We start from the raw sequence: 19,103 nt of genomic DNA on the forward strand, positions 1-19,103 counted from the left end.
ATGAAGATAGATATTTTAAGTTTATTTCCCGAAATGTTCAAGGGGCCATTGACGCAATCGATCGTAGGTAAAGCGATCGAAAAGCAACTACTTGATGTTGAAGTGACCGATTTTCGTGACTATACGACTAATAAGCAACGTCATGTTGACGATACGCCTTATGGAGGTGGTGCTGGCATGTTGTTGCAAGCTCAACCGATCTATGATGCTTTAGATGCGATCGCGGCTAAAAATGATGGCTTGGGAAAGGTCATCTTATTAGATCCAGCTGGTCGAAAATTTGATCAAAAAGTTGCTGAAGAATTATCACAAGAAAAACATTTGACTTTTATTTGTGGACATTATGAAGGCTATGATGAGCGGATCAGAGAACGAGTTACAGATGAGATCTCATTAGGTGATTTTGTCTTGACTGGAGGCGAATTAGGTGCAATGGTCGTGATAGATGCGACGGTACGTTTATTGCCGGATGTTTTAGGTAACCGTGAGTCAGCTTTAGGCGATTCATTTTCGATGGGCTTACTCGAATACCCACAATACACCCGTCCTGCTGATTTTAGAGGAATGAAAGTGCCTGAAGTCCTAACAAGTGGTAATCATCAAAAAATCGCTGAATGGCGCAATAAGGAAGCTTTACGCCGGACCTATGAACGTCGGCCTGATCTTTTAGAGAACTACGAGCTTTCTGCACAAGAGAAGAAATGGCTGCGGGAATTTAAGACGCTTGAGGTAAATGACGATGAGTGAAGTTTTGATCAGACCGGTCCAAAAAGCTGATGCTGAAACTTTACGTCAGATCTATGCTTATTATGTTGAAGAAACAGCGATCACTTTTGAATATAAAGTTCCGACTCTGTCCGAATTTACTGAAAGGATCGAAAAGACTACAGCTAAGTACCCTTATTTAGTGGCTGTAAAAGATAATGTCGTAGTTGGCTTTGCTTATGCTGCTCCTTTCAATCATCGGGAAGCATACAAATGGGCCGTTGAAGTTACGGTCTATTTGGATCATGCCAGTCGAGGTGAGGGCATTGGTAAAAAACTCTATCAAGCGTTAGAAAAAGTGCTTAAACGACAAGGGATCCAAAATATCAATGCATGTATTAGTGTTCCTGCTACTGATGAGCAGGTACATGTTGATTATGCCAGCATGCATTTTCATGAGCATTTAGGGTATCAGCTAGTCGGCCACTTTCATAGCTGTGGCTACAAATTTGATACTTGGTATGATATGGTCTGGATGGAGAAGTTTATCGGGACCCATCCAGTACCGGCACCACCGCTAGATAAACCAAAATTTTAAAATTGATGTTTACATTCAATTTTGAGTGTGTTAAGATAATTGTTGGCTATTTGCCAATGATTAACGATATTCCGCTGTATCTGGACATGAATATCGAGGAAAAGGAGAACATATTAATGTCAGTAAACCCATTGATCCAAAAGATTACGGAATCTCAATTACGTAATGATATTCCAGAATTCCGTGCTGGTGATACAGTGCGTGTTCATGCTCGTATCGTTGAAGGTAAGCGTGAACGTATCCAAGTCTTCGAAGGCGTTGTTATCAAGCGTCGTGGCGAAGGCATCTCAGAAACTTATACAGTTCGTAAAATCAGTAACGGTGTAGGTGTTGAACGTACATTCCCATTGCACACACCACGTGTTGACAAGATCGAAGTTGTACGTTACGGTCGTGTACGTCGTGCTAAGTTGTACTACTTACGTGCATTACAAGGTAAGGCTGCTCGTATTCCAGAACGTCGCCGTTAATAAAACGCTAAAAACCCTTGATTTCCAAGGGTTTTTTATTTGCAAAAAATTAGATAGAGTTAATTTTTACAGTGTATGATGCTATATTATGCAGAAATTATGCAAACTTGCTTTAAAGTTGATCAAGTTTACTATCCAGTTTTTCTTTTGCTTTATCAGTCACATGTAAATATATCTTTTTAGTTATGTCGCTAGAATCATGACCGACCCGATTTTGGATCACATATAGTGGCACACCTAGCTCTGCGAGTTTGGAAATATGCGTGTGTCTAAAAATATGTGATGACACAGGCTTATCGATTCCGAGATCATTCTTGGCGTTTCTTAAAAATCTATTGAATGATGAAGGTTGGATAACAGATCCAGTTGATGTTTGGAAAATAAAGTCACCATTGTCGTAGTTTAAGGCCTTAAGTTTTTCGTATATAGTTATTCCGGCAGTAGGTAAAGTTATTTCGCGCATTCCGGCAGCAGTTTTAGTTTGGTCTGATTTGTACTGCTCCGAAATGGCTATATTTTTGTATTCTAGCGTTCCTGTGACACTGACGATATATTTTCCACTGCGTACTATTATATCGCACCAATCGAGCGCTAGAGCCTCACCGATACGCATACCTGTTAAATATAACCATTCGACCAGTAGTGCATAGCGCAAATTTTTCTTATATGAATAATCAAGAAGAGCCTTGAGTTCGTCTTTTTCTAAAAACTTATCTTTGATTTTGGGAGCAGTAGTTTTTTGTTTCCACGATATTTTGGCTTCGTTTACTGGATTAGATAGAATATAGTTCTTGGTCGTAGCATAATGTAACATTGATCCTAGCTTAGATTTCACAATCTGGACGTACTTATTTGATAAGTTGTGTTTATCGTCATATAACAGTCTTTCTAACGTGTTAGATACCAAAGCTGGGGTCATATTTGAGACTAAGACATCTGGTGGTAAGACCTCTAACAGTTTTTTGACAATACTTTTAGTTGAATCAAAAGTCGAATTACGAACTTGTTTCTTATATATTTCCAGCCACTCATAGGCTAATTTATCAAATGTAACCCCTTTGACCAGTTCCTCTGTTGGAGTTTCAGCTAGCTTAGCTTGAATTTTTCTATTAAGGATTAACTGAGCTTCTTTTTGAGCTTGGCGACTTTTTGATGATAGGGAAATACTGAGAACTTTATATTTTTCGGTGTAAGGATTTTTGTATCTTTCAAAATACCGATAATTTCCATTCTTTTCTTGTCTAAACCACATAATTTTTCCTCTTTTCTCGAATATATGTTCTTTTATAGTTCTTTTAAAACCCGCCACTGGGGACGGGTTAGGGAAATTTTTAGCTGATGTTATTGTCCTTGATTATCTATTTTAATTGCATATACCCATGGAACATAATTATCTCTGCCATCATTTGTGCTATATGGATTAACACCTCTGAAACTACCGTACAGAGTGACGTTGTCTCCGTCTAAAAATCGTTGATCAGTATTTACGCTTTTGGCAAGGCCTACATAAACTAGTTGGTCTGGGTCTCCATTAAACGCTACAAGCATACGACTATTAGCATCATCATATTGAGCTACGACACCTGTAAATTTAACCATTTTCTTTTCGTATTGTTTAGGATTACGTAAGAATTCTGTGTAGTTCATATCTTCGTACCTAGATACATCAATCTCATCAGATTTCTCAGAACTTTCACTAGCTTCTTCTTTATTTTGAGTATTAGCAGGAAGGATAACTTTTACTTTTTGTTTGATTTTTTTAACATTGAATATGTCATCTGATTCCTTATTTTTTAACTTTTTATCAGTTGAGACATAGTAGACAGCTTTAGAATTATTTGCTGAACTTGTTTCAAAAGAAAAGTTCCCTTTTTTATCGGCCTTAACTTTATCCCAAACTTGGTAATTCTTGGGATCATTTCCATCTTCATCAGCTAATAGATAAACCGTTTGATTTTTATTAGCTTTTCCTTTGATTGTGTAATAGTCAAAACCTTCGCTTACGGATGATGGTTTTGCTTTGAGCACACCACTCTTATCTAAACCGGAAACGGTTAGGCTTTTTGCTTCAGCATTTCCAATGAAGATAAAAATAAATGCAGTGGCCATCGTTGTTAAGGCTAATACGAGTTTAACTAGTTTAGACATAATATGTCATCTCCTTTTTATTGTCAGCTTTTTACGACATCAGTTTTTGGTCAAATATAACACTATTTATTACCTAAAATGTAAAACCCCAAAAAATTACCTAGCGTAAAACGTTAGGGCTTACATTTTTAGCTTAATAAATAGAGTAGAAATCAATTTTATCTCTAACTCCACAACAATAAGCGCCTAGTTCTTCACTAACAGCGCTCCCTAGATGGGATGGTATTGCAAAACTATCCATGAAACTTACAGGGTTATATGCAATATCAGTATTTTCAAAATACGATAGCAGTATCCGAATAGCGGTTTTATTAGTGTTGTACTCTAATCTAGATTCCCCACGATATGTACCTTGATAGTATCGAATCCAGTTAGTATCGTCACCATTTAAAATATGGGCCATTTCATGAGCTAACTGAAATGGGATAGCTATTTGGTTATGCCATTTTGGATTCATGACAATGCGCCTTTTACTTGGTAAGGCTGTAGGTGGGGTGTAAGGATCAAGAGAAGATGGCCAAAAACATTCAATATGCTTTTTCTTACAGATAGACAATAAATAATCAAGAACATCTTCTTGTTCATAATACATAAAATCACCTACTCATCATATTCTCCAGTCTCTAAAATACGCCTAATTAGTTCTAAGTCTCTTTTAGGTACTTCTTTTCCTTCATAAGAGAAAATTTTTTCTTCAGAATCAGTTTGGGAAATTCCAGTGAGATCAATATACTCTTTTCCGTCATCTTTTTTAAATCTAGGATCTATTTCGTAATCTGGTACATTGAAAAAGCTTGCTAACTTCGCAACATTCTTTGGTGAAGGTAGTCGAGTACCTTTAAAATATCCTGTTAATGTGCTTGCTGGTATCCCAGTTTGCCTAGTTATATCTATTTGTTTTTTTCCAGATGAATTAAGAAGTCTTTGCAATTTAGAAGATATAACTTTTTTATATTCTATATCTTGGGGGGTTAGCTCTGTTCTAGCCATGTAGCATAACTCCTTTCTATACAATAAATATAACATATTTTCTCGATAATTTGAAAAAAATACAAAAAAATACGAAAAAATCGTTGATTTACTCATTAATGCGTAATATACTATGTTTGTAAGGTTGATTAAGACCTTAACAACTAGGAAAGGAGAAAGTTATGATTAAGGTAATCGAAATAGCCTTAGTAATCAGCTTCTTCTATAAGCTAAGAAAGCAACGTGCAGACGCTTTAAAAGCTGAGTATGAAGCTAAGTTACTAAGGCTACAATTAAAAGATAAAAACTCAGAACGCAAACCTAAACACTAGCATTCTGAGAGCCACGAAAGGAGGGGATGCCCCCTTATTTGTGACACCCTTAATCATAACATAAAAATAAAATGTTAGATACTTTTGACTATGTATTTTTAGGTGTATCGGTAGTTTTTGGCTTAGCGTGGGGATACTACAAATTTAGATATCTTCGTGCTAAAAAAGAGGTAAAGCGATTAGAAGATAAGAAAAATTCAAAATAGAAAGTTTAGAGGTGAGAGAGTTGCAATCAGTACCACCAATAAAATTAAGTGCTGCTCGAAAGAATGCGGGTTTAACACAAATGGAGGCAGCCGAAAAGTTAGGTATTAGCTACCAAACGTTATCGCAATATGAAAATAATGTGGGGTCTGTAAGGATAGATATGCTAAAAAAGATGAGCGAATTATACGGAATTCCCGTTGAGTTCATTTTTTTTAAATAAAAAAATACTCATTAATGAGTATAAAAGGCGGTGTAATTATGAATTCTTTAAAAGTCCTAGGACAAGAAAAAGTAGGTGACTTTAAATTTACTGGAATCGAAGGTGGTTTCGGTGAAGGAAAGAAATCAATGTTGGTTAAAGACATTGCTGAGATTCATCAAAGTACAGTTAAGCGAATCAATGAACTTATCAATCGTAACAAGTCGAGATTTAAAGAAGGTGTAGATGTTCTTGATTTAAAACAAGTCGTTTCAAACGACCTGTTTTCAGAGTATGGCTTTACCAAGGCACAATGGGGTAATTCCAACAATATTTATCTTCTATCTGAACGTGGTTACTCTAAACTGCTCAAGATCTTAGAAGATGATACAGCATGGGAAATTTACGATCAGCTAGTCGACAATTACTTTGCAATGCGACAGTCGATCCAGTCAGAAAATAAAGCCTTATTAGCTGATAAGCGTTTGGAGATCATGGAACAAAACGCAGCAACAAGACGTGCCCAGCTGATGTACAAGATCGCAATGGCAACAAAGAGCCAGCGACACAGAGAATTGATGTTAAATCGTGCTGGAAAAGAGCTAGTTGGTGAGATGGTAATCCCTTCGATGGAAGTGGAAAGTGTTGAGTATACTGCTTCGGAAGTTGCTGAACGATTGGGTATTCTAACAAAAGCGGGTAAACCTTATCCAGCAAAAGTCGGTGAATATGCTAATCGAATAGGTTTAAAAGCTGAGCAACCAGAGCAAAACAAATACGGGCGCTGGATAATCAGTAAATCGAAATACTCGGCTAAAGAAGTAGCTCAGTGGGTGTATTTTGAAGCTGGCGTTCAGAAGCTAAAAGAGTATTTAGAACTTATCAAATAAAGAAGGTGAGATACATGCTAGAAAATAAAAAAGAAGCTGATACATTGGCGGATGTACCAGCTTCTAAAACACCTGAATATACCGTCACACTTCCTGTAAAAGAAAATGACTCACTGAAAGAGATTGAAGAACGATATTTAGAAATGGTGAAAAAACAATTTCCAATCTTTTAATCAGTTTCAGTGATAGTCAGATTTAGATTTATGTCAAACTCGTATCCACAATGCGTGCAAGAGTTATGGCCAATCGGAGTTGTCTCTATTGGCTTATGACACATTGGACAGCCAATTGTTAATTTTTTATCAATCAATTTTGCTGTTAGCTCGGAAATGAGATTAGCAATATTATCAGGAGTCATAAACGTCACCTCCTTTGCATAGGAGATGATCAAATTATATCAAAGAAAGGAAGTTTAGATAATGCCAGAAACACTAGAAGGGCGTGAACGCATCATTCAATACTTGAATGCGAACGACATTACGATTGCGGATTTAGCTGCAATGTACGGAATCGCAAAACAAGACATGAGCGACTACTTGTCCGGTCGCAAGAAGAATCCACGCGGAAACAAAATCATTTTGAAAATCATTTCTGATTTCAAGATCAGATAGGTGGTGAAAAAATATGGCAAGGAATTGGCTAAATAAAGAACAGTTCATGGAAAAATACGCACAAAGCGAATCTACCTATCACAGGCGAATAGAGGAGCTTCGAAAATCTGAGTTTTGGGATGCGTATATCCATCCTTCAACTCAAGAAGTTTGGATCGATGAGGATCGTTATCAAGAGTTCTTGATTTGGAAATCAGCTAACCGGTTTAAAAAAATGAAGAACTTAGGTATCGATGAAGGGAGGTGGTAAAGAATGAAATTTAATAGCAGTTATCTGGTAGCGATCCTGGCTGGTGTAATGCTGGCAGGATTCTTACCTGATGAAGAGTGGGTCTTTGGATGGTCTGCGATCTTGGCGATGATCGTCACAGTGATCGCAAGTGCACGAGACGAAACGTGGACTCGAGGCCTAGACTGGCTATTCAAGCCATAAAAGAAAGGAAAAATGAGGCAACATGAAAACACCATATGGAAATTTTGTAAAAATTAAAAGTGACGAACCTGAACCAGGGAAAAAAGAAATTTGCCCTGATTTAGGGAAAACATACATTCAAATTAATGATACATCGATCTTCCTTAGTACAACCTGTTTTAAATATGTGACGAGTAAATACCAGTATGCTGATGTTGGTTTTTCAAAAGATACGGGGGAATTAATGTTTGAATTTTATGAAGAATTTAAACAAGGAAGATTCTATTTGAAGAATATGTTTAGTCCGCGACTATATACAAAATCAAGGCATATTTTTTCAAACGTATTTGCAAAGTTATTAAAGGAGGTTAATAAATCAGTAGACTTATCAAATATTGGTTATCGTTTTGAGCCTTCGTATCAAAAAGGAAATGTTTTGATTTTTGATATGAATAACATCGTATACGAACAACCAAGGCGAGGTTATAAAAAAGAAAAAACCGCCTTAAAATAGGCGGTCAAAAAAATCAAATATATCACAAATCAATTATATCACGAGGTGAACAAAATGAACAAGGAACAAAAAAAACAAGCAGAGCTCATCAAAGAGATGATGAAGACATTACAAAGCGAAGGGTACACCGATATCATTATCACAGCTTCAAAATTCGGAGGTAGCAGTCACAGCGATGTCGTTATTGCTAACCAAGGTACTGTATTGGGGCTTGCTGAGTTGTTAGTAGGTATGACAATGCGTTTGCCATCAGAGATTGTTGATCTAGCAACTAACATTCAAGAAAAGGTGGTGACACGCGATGCCGACTAAAATCAATAGACTCGAAATAGAAAACGTCAAACGCGTTAAAGCTGCAGTCATTGAACCTAACCAAAACGGTTTGACGATCATCGGTGGAAATAACAATCAAGGCAAGACAAGCGTTTTAGACGCGATCGCATGGGCGTTAGGTGGTAACAAGCATAAACCATCTAAACCTAATCGTGAAGGATCTGTTACACCACCAAGCTTGCATATCACAATGAATAACGGCCTTATCGTTGAACGTAAGGGTAAGAACTCAAGTTTGAAGGTAATTGACCCTAACGGACAAAAAGGTGGCCAGCAGTTGCTTAATAGCTTTGTAGAAGAGCTTGCTATCGACTTGCCAAAATTCATGGAGTCAACAGCTAAGGAAAAAGCTACGATCTTACTGCAGATTATCGGAGTCGGTCCACAGTTGATTGAATTGGATAACCAAGAAGCTACTCTATATAACGATCGCCGAATGGTCGGACAAATTGCAGATCAAAAAGCGAAATACGCTAAAGAGCAACCATATTATCCAGAAGCCCCCAAAGAACTGGTATCTGTAACTGAACTTATCGAGCAACAACAAGCGATCCTTGCCAGAAACGGCGAAAATCAGCGTAAACGCGAAAATTTAACGCTTATTAAGAATCAGTACGATCAAGAAGAAGCAGAGTTAGCACGTTTACGTCAACAACTCGCAGAATACGAGTCTCGACATCAGCAAACAGCACAAAACTTAGAGATCGCTCAAAAGTCAGCACTTGACTTACAAGATGAGTCGACTGAAGAACTTCAAAAGAATATTGCTGATATCGATGAGATCAATCGAAAAGTCCGGGCTAATTCTGATAAAGAAAAAGCTGAGATGGACGCTGCGGAGTACAAAGAAAAATACGAAGAGCTTACTGTAAAGATCGATAACATTCGTGAACAACGTACAGCATTATTAGATCAAGCACCGTTACCATTGCCAGGCTTGTCAGTTCAAGAAGGTGAATTGATCTACAAAGGTCAAAAATGGGATAACATGTCTGGCTCTGACCAGTTGAAAGTTTCGACTGCGATTGTTCGAAAACTCAAGCCAGAATGCGGTTTTGTTTTGTTGGATAAGCTTGAGCAAATGGATATGACTACGTTACAAGAATTTGGTGCATGGCTTGAGCAAGAAGGACTACAAGCAATCGCTACTCGAGTTTCAGTTGGTGATGAGTGCGAGATCATCATCGAAGATGGCTATGCAGTCAAAAACGAAACTCTAAACAAAACAACTACACCGCCAGCAAATGACTGGTCGGCGAAAGGAGCGTTTTAAATGGATTTTACAGTCACAAGTACACGACAAACAAAAGCTTTAAAAGTAGTCGTATATGGCCCAGAAGGAATCGGGAAGACAACATTTGCTAATAATTTTCCGCAACCCATCTACATCGATACTGAAGGTTCAACAAACTTTATCGATAGCCAAAAGTTACCTGATCCAACTAGTTGGACAATGCTGCTTGAAGAACTTGAGTATTTAAAAAGCACTTCAGGCATTGCTAGAACTGTTGTGATCGATACGATGGATTGGGCCGAAAATTTGGCCAAACAACATTTGATGGCTAAAAATAACTGGGATGCGATCGATGCTTCTAGTTATGGTACACGCTATGTTGCTTTAGCAGATGAGATTGGGAAGCTTTTAAATAAACTAAGTGAACTAGTTGAGTTAAATTACAACGTTGTTCTTCTAGCTCATTCAGAAACTAAGAAGCATGAATTACCAGATGAACTAGGAGCGTTTGATCGCTATGTACTGAAGTTAGAACGACGTGATGCTTCACTAGTCAAAGAATGGGCGGATATGATCTTGTTTGCCAATTTTAAGACGACTGTCATTACAGATAGTAAGACTAATAGTAAGAAAGCGACTGGTGGCCAACGTGTAATGTATACGACACATAAACCGACCTGGGATGCTAAAAATCGCTTAGGGCTTGCTGATGAGCTTCCATTTGATTATGAACAGATCAGAGTTCAACTTGAACAAGCGATGCCACAAGCCAAACCAGCACCGCAAGTACAACCGGTACAACAATCAACTGTACAACAGGCACCACCAATTCAACAACAAGTACCATTACCGGAAGAACCACCACAACAAGAAGTGCGACAAGCGCCACCGGAAAATGCACCGGCACCAGAATATACAGAAACGATACCTACAGCTATTCCACAAGACGTTGCTGATTTAATGAGATTGAGTCAATTGTCCACTCAAGATGTCATGAAGATTATCTATAATGCAGGTTTTATGCCGGAAGGAACGCCGGCTGAGAACGTTCCGCAAGATCTGTGGGCTCATTTAGTTTCTAAATGGGATGAAGCTTTGAATTTTTTAAATAATTAGGAGGACAAAAAATGAATACAGCAGAAAATGAATTTTTAACATGGGACGGCGGCTTTGTTGCAGAAGAAAGCGAGTTTGTTGTTCTTGATCCAGGCGTTTGCAAGTTTACTGTCAAAAATTTTGAACGCAAGATCTATGATGGTAAGTCAGACAAAATTCCTAACGGCACACCTTACGCCGAGATCGAAATGGAATTTGTCGGTACTAAAGGGAAGACAACAGTAAAAGAACGCTTGTACTTGTTAAAACGTATGCAATGGAAATTGACTGAGTTCTTTGCTGCAATTGGTCAAAATCCAACGATTGGCCAAGCTTTTATGCCAAATTGGAATGCAGTTGTTGGTAGCTCAGGATATGCAGAATTAGAAGTAAATTACTATAAAGATAATAGCGGTAACGATCGTTCGAACAACAGACCTAACAAGTTCCTTAAACCGGACGCACCAGAGATCGCTAGCGCACAGCAACCTATGCAAGTTCAACCGGTTCAAGCTACACCGGTACAGCCACAGCCACAACAACCGGCTCAACCAGTACAGCCTGCACCAGCACAACCACAACAACCTACGCAAGGCAGTTTTACACCAGGGGCATTTTAGGAGGTAAGCATAATGTCAAAAGAGATCGATTTGAATTTATCACGGATGGCTTACGGAGCTATCCAAGAGAAGTTAGATAAGGAACTAGAAGCAGTATTCAAGAACATCCATGATCCAAATGTTCCCGCAAAGCGGAAGCGTACGATCACGATCACGTTAGGGTTTACACCGGACGAAAAACGCCAAACGGTAAACTTGGCCACCGGGATCAAGTCGGTATTAGCCCCAACAGAAGAAGTCGAAACGACTGTTTTAACTGGTAAGGATATCAAGACTGGACGGATCGAAGCTCATGAACTTAACTCTGGAGCACCAGGACAAACTTACTTTGATCCAGAAGATAGCCAATTAAAGACCGACGTTGGCAAACCAGTAGACGTGGTCGAGAAAGAAACTAAAGCTAAAGTAATTGATCTACAAGAAAAACGGGGGTAAGAGCTATGAGTTTAACAGAAGAAGCATTAAGTTTTTTAACAAATAACGGTATTGAGCCGGAAAGTCGTGTTGTGTTTATTGAAGAGATCCCGTATGTGATCGATAGCGAGGGAACTGCACATCGAGTAGATCCAGTAGCATATACTGCCAAACAAAGTTTAAATCTGAACACATTATCTAGCTTAGTTGATTACATCAAGTCTGAACTAGATCGAAAAGATGATCGACTTATTTTAACGGTCAAAGATGAACAAACTGTGTTTTTAGAAGGGCAATTAGAAGTAAATGGTAGTCGAGAACGATTAGCTGAAGTTAATGCGATCGTACCAGCGTTCAACTTTGATTACTTTTACAATTCAGAAGAATTCAATATCAAGTTGCAATCTATCTTCACGGATAGCTCAGACCGTGAGATCTTGCTGAAAGTGGTTGGAAATATCAGTGAAGATTCTGTTAAGACTGTTGGAGATGATGGTGTATCTCAGGCGGTAACGATCAATCAAGGTGTTGCTTCGAAAGTTGACGTTAAAGTTCCAAATCCAGTTACTTTAGCACCTTATCGGACATTCAATGAAGTAAAGCAGCCCGAATCAAAATTTGTATTCCGAATGAAAGAAGGACCACGTTGTGCACTGTTTGAAGCAGATGGTGGGATCTGGAGAAATAAAGCAATTCAAAACATCAAAGAATACTTTGAAAAAGCGTTGCAAGCTGAAATTCAGAGTGGCAAGATCACGATCCTTGCATAGGAAGGTGATCGTATGGAATTAAGACCCTATCAAGAAGAATCAAGAAAGAAAGTGCAAGAAGAATGGGAAAAAGGCAACAAACGCACGTTGCTAGTCTTGCCAACCGGAACCGGTAAGACGATCGTGTTTTCCAAGATCATAGAAGACCGGGTCAAATTAGGCGAGCGTGTTTTAGTTTTGGCACATCGCGGTGAGTTATTAGAGCAAGCTGCAGATAAGCTTTACAAATCAACAGGCCTAAAGACAGCAACTGAAAAAGCAGAGCAGACAAGTCTTAACAGTTTCTATCGAGTAGTTGTCGGGTCAGTACAAACTTTACAACGTCCAAAACGCTTAGAAAAATTTTCACCGGACTTTTTTGATACGATCGTTATCGATGAAGCGCACCATTGTATTTCTGATGGCTATCAACGAGTACTAAAACACTTCGAGAGTGCAAATGTGTTAGGCGTTACTGCAACACCGGACCGGGGCGATATGAAAAATTTAGGCTCATACTTCGATAGCTTGGCCTATGAATACGGCTTAGCTGAAGCAATAAGGGCTAAATATCTATCACCGATCAAAGCTTTAACGATCCCGCTCAAGTTAGATCTATCCGCTGTAAAACAACAAGCTGGAGATTTTTCAACGAAAGATCTAGGGACAGCGTTAGATCCTTACCTTGAGCAGATCGCTACAGAAATGGAAAAGCAGTGTAAAGATCGTAAAACAGTTGTGTTCCTGCCACTAGTCAAAACGTCACAAAAGTTCCGGGACATCTTAAACGAGCACGGTTTTAAAGCTGCAGAAGTAAACGGAGAGTCACAAGATCGCGAGCAAATTCTAACTGACTTTGAGAATAACAAGTATAACGTCTTGTGTAATTCTATGTTGCTGACTGAAGGCTGGGACTGTCCAGATGTCGACTGCGTGGTCGTGCTTCGACCAACTAAAGTCAGAGCGCTATATAGCCAAATGGTGGGTCGTGGTACTCGACTTGCACCAGGTAAAGAAGAACTGCTTCTACTAGACTTTTTGTGGCACACAGAACGTCACGAACTCTGTCATCCAGCGCATTTGATAGCCACCGATGAAAAAGTCGCTAAGAAGATGACTGAAAATATCGAAGAAGCCGGGACAGCAATCGATTTAGAGTTAGCTGAAGAGCAAGCTCAAAAAGATGTTGTCGCAGAACGTGAACAAGCTTTAGCTGAACAGCTAACAGAAATGAAACGTCGCAAACGTAAGCTTGTTGATCCTTTGCAATTCGAGTTATCGATCCAAGCTTCAGATCTAACCGATTTTGTGCCGGCCTTTGGTTTTCAAATGGGGCCACCAACAGACAAGCAGATCAAAGCGCTTGAAAAACTGGGGATCTATCCAGATGATATCGAAAATGCCGGTAAAGCAGAAATGCTACTTGAAAGACTCAGCAAACGTCGTGATGCTGGCCTAACGACTCCAAAACAAATCAGGTTTTTAGAAGGACGAGGTTTCAATCATGTTGGTACTTGGCAATTTGAACATGCAACTAAATTGATAAATCGAATCGCAGCCAATGGTTGGCGCATTCCTGCTGGGATCATACCGGCAGAGTATCAACCAAATTAAAAAAATATTTTCCTCACAGTTTTTACTGTGGGGATCACGCCCGGGGCTGGTGCCACACATTCCACCAAAACAAGCCTACGAAAAAGATTTATTTACAGTAAAAATCTCAGTTCGATTCTGAGTCCGGGCATTGAATCGATTCAAAAAATATGAGGAGGGATGAACATGAAAGACATTCAAGAAGAAATTGCCGGCATTTTCGCAGATGAACGTGAACGAATTGAAAATATCGAAGCAAATATGAATGAACGTGTGACTACTGCTTACGATCTTGGTTATAACGACGGCTGGAACGCAGCGTTTAACACTATCAAAGAAAAATTTGGAAATGGGAGGAGGGAGTAGCCTTTGGAAAATAAATTGAACTTAGTCGAGCTACTAGACTATATCGATCCAGCAACTTTAAATTACCAAGAATGGCTAAATGTGGGCTTCGCTTTGAAGCATGAAGGCTACTCGCTCAGTGATTGGGATAGCTGGAGTCAACGCGATATGGCTCGTTATCACGATGGTGAAACAGAAAAGAAGTGGGAGAAATTCAACGGATCTGCTAAACCAGTTACTGGAGCAACGATCACACAATTAGCCAAAGAAGGTGGCTGGAAGCCACCGTCCAGCGATACTACTAGCTTTGGCTGGAACGATAGCTTTGTTGCATCTGATATCGATCGTGGCTATCAAGTTGTGAATACTGATTACATTTTAGGTGAAGAAGTCAAAGAACCTAAAAATTGGGATCCAATCAAACAGATCACTGATTATTTCGAGACTCTTTTTCGAGCTGATGACATTGTCGGATTTGTCAACGATGCTTACTTAAGTCAACATGGCGACAAAGAGAAATGGTTACCAACACAAGGTGTATACACTTGGACCGCCGGAACGATCATTGAAAAGCTTAAGCAAACAAAAGATATCGGTGCAGTTCTAGGTGATCCAAACGAACAAGCAGGTGCCTGGATCAGATTCAATCCGCTTGACGGGAAAGGGGTTAAAAACGAGAACGTTATTGATTTTCGTTACGCTTTGATCGAGTCCGACAACATGGACGTGGCCAAGCAAAACGAGATTCTGCGCAAGCTCGAATTACCGATCGCAACATTGACTTATTCCGGCGGTAAGAGTTTGCACGCAGTAGTAAAAGTAGACGCTGCTAACTATGGTGAGTATCAAGAACGTGTCGACTACCTGTATAAGATCGTTGAAAAAAACGGGCTATTTATCGATAAGCAAAACAAAAATCCTTCACGTTTAACGCGTCTCCCTGGATTTGAACGTGCTGGTAAAAAACAATTCTTGGTGGCAAAAAATATTGGTCAAGCTAGTTGGGAAGATTGGAAGGAATACATCGAAGATATGAATGATAATTTGCCAGAAATGGAAAACATGGCAGACCTCTTTGATGAACCGATCGTACTTGCGCCGGAATTGATTCAAGGTGTTCTTCGTCAAGGGCATAAGATGCTGATAGCTGGCCCTTCAAAAGCTGGTAAATCATTTTCCCTTATTCAGTTAGCTATTGCGATCGCTGAAGGCTGGGAGTGGTTCGGCTTCAAGTGTCAGCAAGGAAAAGTTTTATATGTGAACCTTGAGCTGGACGAACGATCAGCTAAAAAACGTTTTGCCGATATCTACAAAGAGTTAGGACGTGGACATGACAACGTGGGTAATATCGATGTCTGGAATTTACGTGGTAAGACAAGCCCGATGGACAAGCTAGCACCAAAACTTATCCGGAGAGCACAAAAATCAGACTACATCGCAGTCATAATCGATCCGATCTATAAAGTATTGACTGGGGATGAAAACAACGCTCATGACATGTCGGTTTTTGTTAATCAGTTCGACATGATTGCTACAGAACTGCAGTGTTCGGTTATCTATGCTCACCACCATTCAAAAGGTGCTCAAAGTGGCAAAAGTTCGATCGATCGTTCTTCTGGTTCTGGAGTTTTTGCACGAGATCCAGACGCAATCTTAGACTTGATAGAATTGCCGGTCGACGAGAACAGGTACAAGCAACGTGAAAATGATGCAATCTGTAACGTATACGCAGGAGCAATCAAGACGTATAACCCAGCTTATTCAGAGGTTGGCCAAGACGATATCTTCAGTAAATCAGAAATGGGTAAACACTTGATGAAAGCTATTCAAGATCCGGAAAAGTTGAAATATATCAACGAGCAAAAAGATCTTGCAGTAACGATGGTAAGACAAGCTACCGCATGGCGTTTGGAAGGGACGCTGCGTGAATTTCCTAAATTTACTCCGGTAAATGCCTGGTTCAAATATCCAATTCACATGCTTGACGAAAGTTTACAAGATATCAATCCAGAAGAAGACGTAAGAGAAAAATGGAAAAAAGGAACTCAGAAGTCAAATCAAGAAAGAGCTGACAAGTCAAAACAAGAAGTGGAGAGTGCGTTTAATGCTTTAAGCATGAACGGTGGACCTGTAGAAGTTAAGCAGATAGCTGATTATCTCGAAATACAAAGAACCTCTGTATACAACAGAGTCAAGAAGATAGATTCTTTTAAGGTCGAAGGTGGGTATTTGATAAAAACTAATGATTAAATAATAAAATTCTATCGTCATAGCTAAATAGAAATGACAAGTGACAGTTCCGGTCATATCTAAGAAGAAATGACAGTGAATGACAACGCCAAAACCTTGTCACAGCAACTGTCATCGGTGTCATTCATATCTCCCAAGTTTTGGGATAGATATGAATGGACACGACGAGTGACAAGTTTTGGTCGTGACAAAAGTGAAAAGATAAAAAAATAGAGATAAACAAGGTGTGACAAATGATGAAAAAAAGACGGATCAGTAAAAAACTAGATGTCGTGCGAGAAATGCCAGAATTGTATCACAGATTACCGAATGAACGATTTGAATTAAGAAAAAGTGAAGTTGTGAATTGGTTGCTTGAGCAAGACGATGTCATTGAATGGTTATTTCACTTCTTGCAACGTACAGCGAAAATGATTGAGTATGACAAAAAAACTGGAAAATGGCATGGAGTAAAGGAAGAAGGCGATGAATAATGGAATTTTTTGTGCCAATGAAGGATATCCCAAACACGACGCATCAACAGAAAAAAGTGACTGTCGCAAAGAATGGTAAGCCAGTATTTTATGAACCAGCAGAATTGAAAGCAGTACGAGAAAAGTTGACAGCTCATTTAGCGAAGTTTGTTCCGGAAACAAGATTTAAAAAGTTGGTTATCTTACAAGTTAAATGGCTATATCCGAATGGTAGTCACGAGGATGGGAGTTACAAAACAACTAAGCCTGACTTAGACAATATGATGAAGCTACTTCAAGACTGCATGACAGATCTTGGCTTTTGGGAAGACGATAAGTTGATCGCGGGTTTACACGTTGAAAAGTTTTGGTCTGAAGTACCAGGGATCTATATCAAGATAGAGGGGGTATAGCAATGGATTGGGAAAAGTTTTTTAAAGATGTCATGAATTGGATGAACGCAGCTAATATCATGCTGAAAAACTATCCGATCGATTCAGCAGAGTATTGGAAATGGGTAGTCAATACGACAGGAAGGATCGAAAAACGCTACGATGCACATCCGCTTGTGGTAGGGATCATGGTAGCCATAATCAGATATCAAGATGAGATCGCACAAGATATGATCGCTAGAAAGGAGAGCGAAAATGCTGGTGTTGGTGTATAAGTGGCTAGTGCTGACATTGCTGTTCTTGCTACTAGCGCTGTTAGCATTTGTGCATGATAGGAAGTGAGGAAAGAAAATGACAGGAAAGAAACGCAGTCGCAAGCGTGATAAGCGCAAACGACGTCAGAAGAAGCTAGAACGAGCAAAGGAGCGTGAACAAGTTGGGAAACAGAATTAGAGAGTTTCGCAAACAAAAAGGAAAAACACTAGACCAGATACAAGATGAGACAGGTATTAAGCGAGGAACACTTAACAATTATGAAAATGGAAAAACAGAACCTAAGCTTGAAACTTGGAAAAAGCTTGCTGATTACTTTGGTGTATCGGTCGGTTATCTGCAAGGTATCGAAGATAAGTATACAGGAGTGATGGCTGACTCGGAAAGGCAAGTAAGACGTGACAAAATCAAAGAGAATATGGCTAAGGTATTGCGTAAAGCTTGGACTGAGGATGAGCCGTGGGAAGAAGTATACGCTGACTTTAAACGTCAATGGAATCTACTTGAGCTAGAATTTCAAAAAATTACACAGGATATGGAGAGGTAGAATATGGGCTGGTTATTAATGTTTTTTGCGCTATTAGGTACGGCAATCGGGATGTTTATCATGTGGGCGGTCATGTATTACAACGACTTTTTTTAGGAGGGTGTGACATGTTAAGAAAAATTTGGAATGCAGCAACTATTTTAGGTTTTATTGCACTATGTGGGTTTACTCTGTGGCATCAGTTTAGTGGTGAATTTTTTAAAGTGTTGGTAGATCTCGGCTTTTTTATCCTGATTTTTCTTGTTCAATGCATGATCAAACTGGATGAGATCGTAGATCTATTGAGGATGAGAAAATGAAGTTCGCAATAGCAGTCGATATCTTGAGTAAAAAATTTGGTGATGTGCTATCAAATGAACGATGCGAGATGAAGAAATACGTTAAAAAACATCCAGAAGATAAACTAATCGCAGAAGCCTTTGAAGTGTATATCAAGTTAGTTGGTATGCCTAAAAAAGGTGAGAAGAAGATTGATTGGAGCAAGTCTGGTGGCAAAAGATATAAGCCAAAAGGTAAGAAAGAAAATCGTTACTTCAAGACATGGTATCTATTTGATACGCAGACTGGCGAAAAACATGAATTTGGAATAGCACAAGAAGTTGCTGATTTTGTAGGCTGTAATGTTTCAACTGTCATGATAGCTAGACAAAAGAAGTCACTACTAAGAAGACGTTACAAGGTGATCGCAGTCAAATAGAAAACGACCGCAGTCACTGCAGTCGCTCTCCAAACAAATATTCGCTATCTAATT

Annotated in this window: 31 protein-coding genes; 26 read left to right on the forward strand and 5 right to left on the reverse strand. The window is 39.2% G+C overall.

Annotation, left to right across the window (positions count from 1 at the left end; translation table 11 throughout):
- From trmD to rplS, 3 genes are all read left to right on the forward strand, one after another.
- A complete protein-coding gene (trmD, locus tag Q9Q35_RS05095) occupies positions 1-747 on the forward strand; it encodes a tRNA (guanosine(37)-N1)-methyltransferase TrmD (RefSeq protein ID WP_076149497.1) in 747 nt (248 codons plus the stop codon).
- Positions 740-1,303 (forward strand): GNAT family N-acetyltransferase, encoded by a 564-nt coding sequence (locus Q9Q35_RS05100; RefSeq protein ID WP_304652430.1) that lies wholly within the window; start codon positions 740-742, stop codon positions 1,301-1,303. Before trmD ends, Q9Q35_RS05100 begins: the two co-directional genes overlap by 8 nt.
- 116 nt (positions 1,304-1,419) lie before the next feature.
- Positions 1,420-1,773 (forward strand): 50S ribosomal protein L19, encoded by a 354-nt coding sequence (gene rplS, locus Q9Q35_RS05105; protein WP_025086908.1) that lies wholly within the window; start codon positions 1,420-1,422, stop codon positions 1,771-1,773.
- A 112-nt stretch (positions 1,774-1,885) separates the two neighbouring features.
- Here the strand turns inward: rplS and Q9Q35_RS05110 are convergent, their stop codons facing one another.
- The 4 genes from Q9Q35_RS05110 to Q9Q35_RS05125 all read right to left on the reverse strand — a co-directional run bounded on the left by Q9Q35_RS05110 (position 1,886) and on the right by Q9Q35_RS05125 (position 4,911).
- The gene (locus Q9Q35_RS05110; RefSeq protein WP_304652431.1) at positions 1,886-3,025 is read right to left on the reverse strand and encodes a site-specific integrase; all 1,140 of its coding nucleotides are present in this window, start codon (positions 3,023-3,025) and stop codon (positions 1,886-1,888) included.
- Between the two features lie 89 nt (positions 3,026-3,114).
- A complete protein-coding gene (locus tag Q9Q35_RS05115; RefSeq protein WP_304652432.1) occupies positions 3,115-3,921 on the reverse strand; it encodes a hypothetical protein in 807 nt (268 codons plus the stop codon).
- A gap of 133 nt (positions 3,922-4,054) precedes the next feature.
- Positions 4,055-4,513 (reverse strand): ImmA/IrrE family metallo-endopeptidase, encoded by a 459-nt coding sequence (locus Q9Q35_RS05120; RefSeq protein ID WP_304652433.1) that lies wholly within the window; start codon positions 4,511-4,513, stop codon positions 4,055-4,057.
- 8 nt (positions 4,514-4,521) lie between these two features.
- Positions 4,522-4,911 carry a helix-turn-helix transcriptional regulator gene (locus Q9Q35_RS05125; RefSeq protein WP_304652434.1) on the reverse strand — a complete coding sequence of 130 codons (390 nt, stop codon included), beginning with the start codon at positions 4,909-4,911 and terminating at the stop codon, positions 4,522-4,524.
- A 161-nt stretch (positions 4,912-5,072) separates the two neighbouring features.
- On the opposite strand from Q9Q35_RS05125, the gene Q9Q35_RS05130 reads away from it, so the two are divergent.
- The 4 genes from Q9Q35_RS05130 to Q9Q35_RS05145 all read left to right on the forward strand — a co-directional run bounded on the left by Q9Q35_RS05130 (position 5,073) and on the right by Q9Q35_RS05145 (position 6,691).
- Positions 5,073-5,222: a hypothetical protein gene (locus Q9Q35_RS05130; protein WP_304652435.1), complete on the forward strand. Its 150-nt coding sequence runs from the start codon at positions 5,073-5,075 to the stop codon at positions 5,220-5,222.
- 217 nt (positions 5,223-5,439) lie between these two features.
- Positions 5,440-5,649 carry a helix-turn-helix domain-containing protein gene (locus Q9Q35_RS05135; protein WP_370648887.1) on the forward strand — a complete coding sequence of 70 codons (210 nt, stop codon included), beginning with the start codon at positions 5,440-5,442 and terminating at the stop codon, positions 5,647-5,649.
- Between the two features lie 38 nt (positions 5,650-5,687).
- Entirely contained in the window at positions 5,688-6,518 is an 831-nt protein-coding gene (locus tag Q9Q35_RS05140; protein ID WP_304652437.1) for an ORF6N domain-containing protein, read from the forward strand.
- A 14-nt stretch (positions 6,519-6,532) separates the two neighbouring features.
- Positions 6,533-6,691 carry a hypothetical protein gene (locus Q9Q35_RS05145; protein ID WP_304652438.1) on the forward strand — a complete coding sequence of 53 codons (159 nt, stop codon included), beginning with the start codon at positions 6,533-6,535 and terminating at the stop codon, positions 6,689-6,691.
- Here the strand turns inward: Q9Q35_RS05145 and Q9Q35_RS05150 are convergent.
- A complete protein-coding gene (locus tag Q9Q35_RS05150; RefSeq protein WP_304652439.1) occupies positions 6,688-6,876 on the reverse strand; it encodes a hypothetical protein in 189 nt (62 codons plus the stop codon). The genes Q9Q35_RS05145 and Q9Q35_RS05150 overlap by 4 nt on opposite strands.
- Positions 6,877-6,937: 61 nt before the next feature.
- Between Q9Q35_RS05150 and Q9Q35_RS05155 the strand changes: the two genes are divergently transcribed.
- The 19 genes from Q9Q35_RS05155 (at position 6,938) to Q9Q35_RS05245 (ending at position 19,049) form a co-directional block, all read left to right on the forward strand.
- A complete protein-coding gene (locus Q9Q35_RS05155; protein ID WP_004047450.1) occupies positions 6,938-7,129 on the forward strand; it encodes a helix-turn-helix domain-containing protein in 192 nt (63 codons plus the stop codon).
- Positions 7,130-7,142: 13 nt separating this feature from the next.
- Positions 7,143-7,379 (forward strand): hypothetical protein, encoded by a 237-nt coding sequence (locus Q9Q35_RS05160; protein ID WP_304652440.1) that lies wholly within the window; start codon positions 7,143-7,145, stop codon positions 7,377-7,379.
- Between the two features lie 3 nt (positions 7,380-7,382).
- Positions 7,383-7,562: a hypothetical protein gene (locus Q9Q35_RS05165; protein WP_304652441.1), complete on the forward strand. Its 180-nt coding sequence runs from the start codon at positions 7,383-7,385 to the stop codon at positions 7,560-7,562.
- Positions 7,563-7,584: 22 nt separating this feature from the next.
- Positions 7,585-8,055 carry a hypothetical protein gene (locus Q9Q35_RS05170; RefSeq protein WP_304652442.1) on the forward strand — a complete coding sequence of 157 codons (471 nt, stop codon included), beginning with the start codon at positions 7,585-7,587 and terminating at the stop codon, positions 8,053-8,055.
- Between the two features lie 54 nt (positions 8,056-8,109).
- Positions 8,110-8,367 carry a hypothetical protein gene (locus tag Q9Q35_RS05175; protein ID WP_304652443.1) on the forward strand — a complete coding sequence of 86 codons (258 nt, stop codon included), beginning with the start codon at positions 8,110-8,112 and terminating at the stop codon, positions 8,365-8,367.
- Positions 8,357-9,661 (forward strand): AAA family ATPase, encoded by a 1,305-nt coding sequence (locus Q9Q35_RS05180; RefSeq protein WP_304652444.1) that lies wholly within the window; start codon positions 8,357-8,359, stop codon positions 9,659-9,661. The genes Q9Q35_RS05175 and Q9Q35_RS05180 overlap by 11 nt, the downstream gene beginning before the upstream one ends.
- Positions 9,662-10,738 (forward strand): ATP-binding protein, encoded by a 1,077-nt coding sequence (locus Q9Q35_RS05185; RefSeq protein ID WP_304652445.1) that lies wholly within the window; start codon positions 9,662-9,664, stop codon positions 10,736-10,738.
- A gap of 11 nt (positions 10,739-10,749) precedes the next feature.
- Positions 10,750-11,337 (forward strand): hypothetical protein, encoded by a 588-nt coding sequence (locus tag Q9Q35_RS05190; protein WP_304652446.1) that lies wholly within the window; start codon positions 10,750-10,752, stop codon positions 11,335-11,337.
- Between the two features lie 12 nt (positions 11,338-11,349).
- Positions 11,350-11,772, forward strand: a complete 423-nt coding sequence (locus tag Q9Q35_RS05195) for a replication terminator protein (protein WP_304652447.1) — start codon at positions 11,350-11,352, stop codon at positions 11,770-11,772.
- Between the two features lie 5 nt (positions 11,773-11,777).
- Positions 11,778-12,521, forward strand: a complete 744-nt coding sequence (locus Q9Q35_RS05200; RefSeq protein WP_304652448.1) for a hypothetical protein — start codon at positions 11,778-11,780, stop codon at positions 12,519-12,521.
- Between the two features lie 12 nt (positions 12,522-12,533).
- Positions 12,534-14,114 (forward strand): DEAD/DEAH box helicase, encoded by a 1,581-nt coding sequence (locus Q9Q35_RS05205; protein WP_304652449.1) that lies wholly within the window; start codon positions 12,534-12,536, stop codon positions 14,112-14,114.
- Positions 14,115-14,279: 165 nt separating this feature from the next.
- The gene (locus Q9Q35_RS05210; protein WP_304652450.1) at positions 14,280-14,459 is read left to right on the forward strand and encodes a hypothetical protein; all 180 of its coding nucleotides are present in this window, start codon (positions 14,280-14,282) and stop codon (positions 14,457-14,459) included.
- Between the two features lie 3 nt (positions 14,460-14,462).
- Complete coding sequence (locus tag Q9Q35_RS05215; protein ID WP_304652451.1) at positions 14,463-16,688, forward strand: AAA family ATPase; 2,226 nt, start codon at positions 14,463-14,465, stop codon at positions 16,686-16,688.
- Positions 16,689-16,924: 236 nt separating this feature from the next.
- Positions 16,925-17,161, forward strand: a complete 237-nt coding sequence (locus Q9Q35_RS05220) for a hypothetical protein (protein ID WP_304652452.1) — start codon at positions 16,925-16,927, stop codon at positions 17,159-17,161.
- The gene (locus tag Q9Q35_RS05225) at positions 17,161-17,553 is read left to right on the forward strand and encodes a RusA family crossover junction endodeoxyribonuclease (protein WP_304652453.1); all 393 of its coding nucleotides are present in this window, start codon (positions 17,161-17,163) and stop codon (positions 17,551-17,553) included. The genes Q9Q35_RS05220 and Q9Q35_RS05225 overlap by 1 nt, the downstream gene beginning before the upstream one ends.
- Before the next feature lie 2 nt (positions 17,554-17,555).
- Complete coding sequence (locus Q9Q35_RS05230) at positions 17,556-17,807, forward strand: hypothetical protein (protein WP_304652454.1); 252 nt, start codon at positions 17,556-17,558, stop codon at positions 17,805-17,807.
- Between the two features lie 161 nt (positions 17,808-17,968).
- Complete coding sequence (locus Q9Q35_RS05235) at positions 17,969-18,352, forward strand: helix-turn-helix transcriptional regulator (protein WP_304652455.1); 384 nt, start codon at positions 17,969-17,971, stop codon at positions 18,350-18,352.
- A 107-nt stretch (positions 18,353-18,459) separates the two neighbouring features.
- Positions 18,460-18,651, forward strand: a complete 192-nt coding sequence (locus Q9Q35_RS05240) for a hypothetical protein (protein WP_304652456.1) — start codon at positions 18,460-18,462, stop codon at positions 18,649-18,651.
- Positions 18,648-19,049, forward strand: a complete 402-nt coding sequence (locus tag Q9Q35_RS05245; RefSeq protein WP_304652457.1) for a hypothetical protein — start codon at positions 18,648-18,650, stop codon at positions 19,047-19,049. Before Q9Q35_RS05240 ends, Q9Q35_RS05245 begins: the two co-directional genes overlap by 4 nt.
- Positions 19,050-19,103: the final 54 nt, after the last annotated feature.

The sequence above is a fragment of the uncultured Ligilactobacillus sp. genome (genome assembly GCF_948826705.1).
Classification (GTDB): Bacteria; Bacillota; Bacilli; order Lactobacillales; family Lactobacillaceae; genus Ligilactobacillus.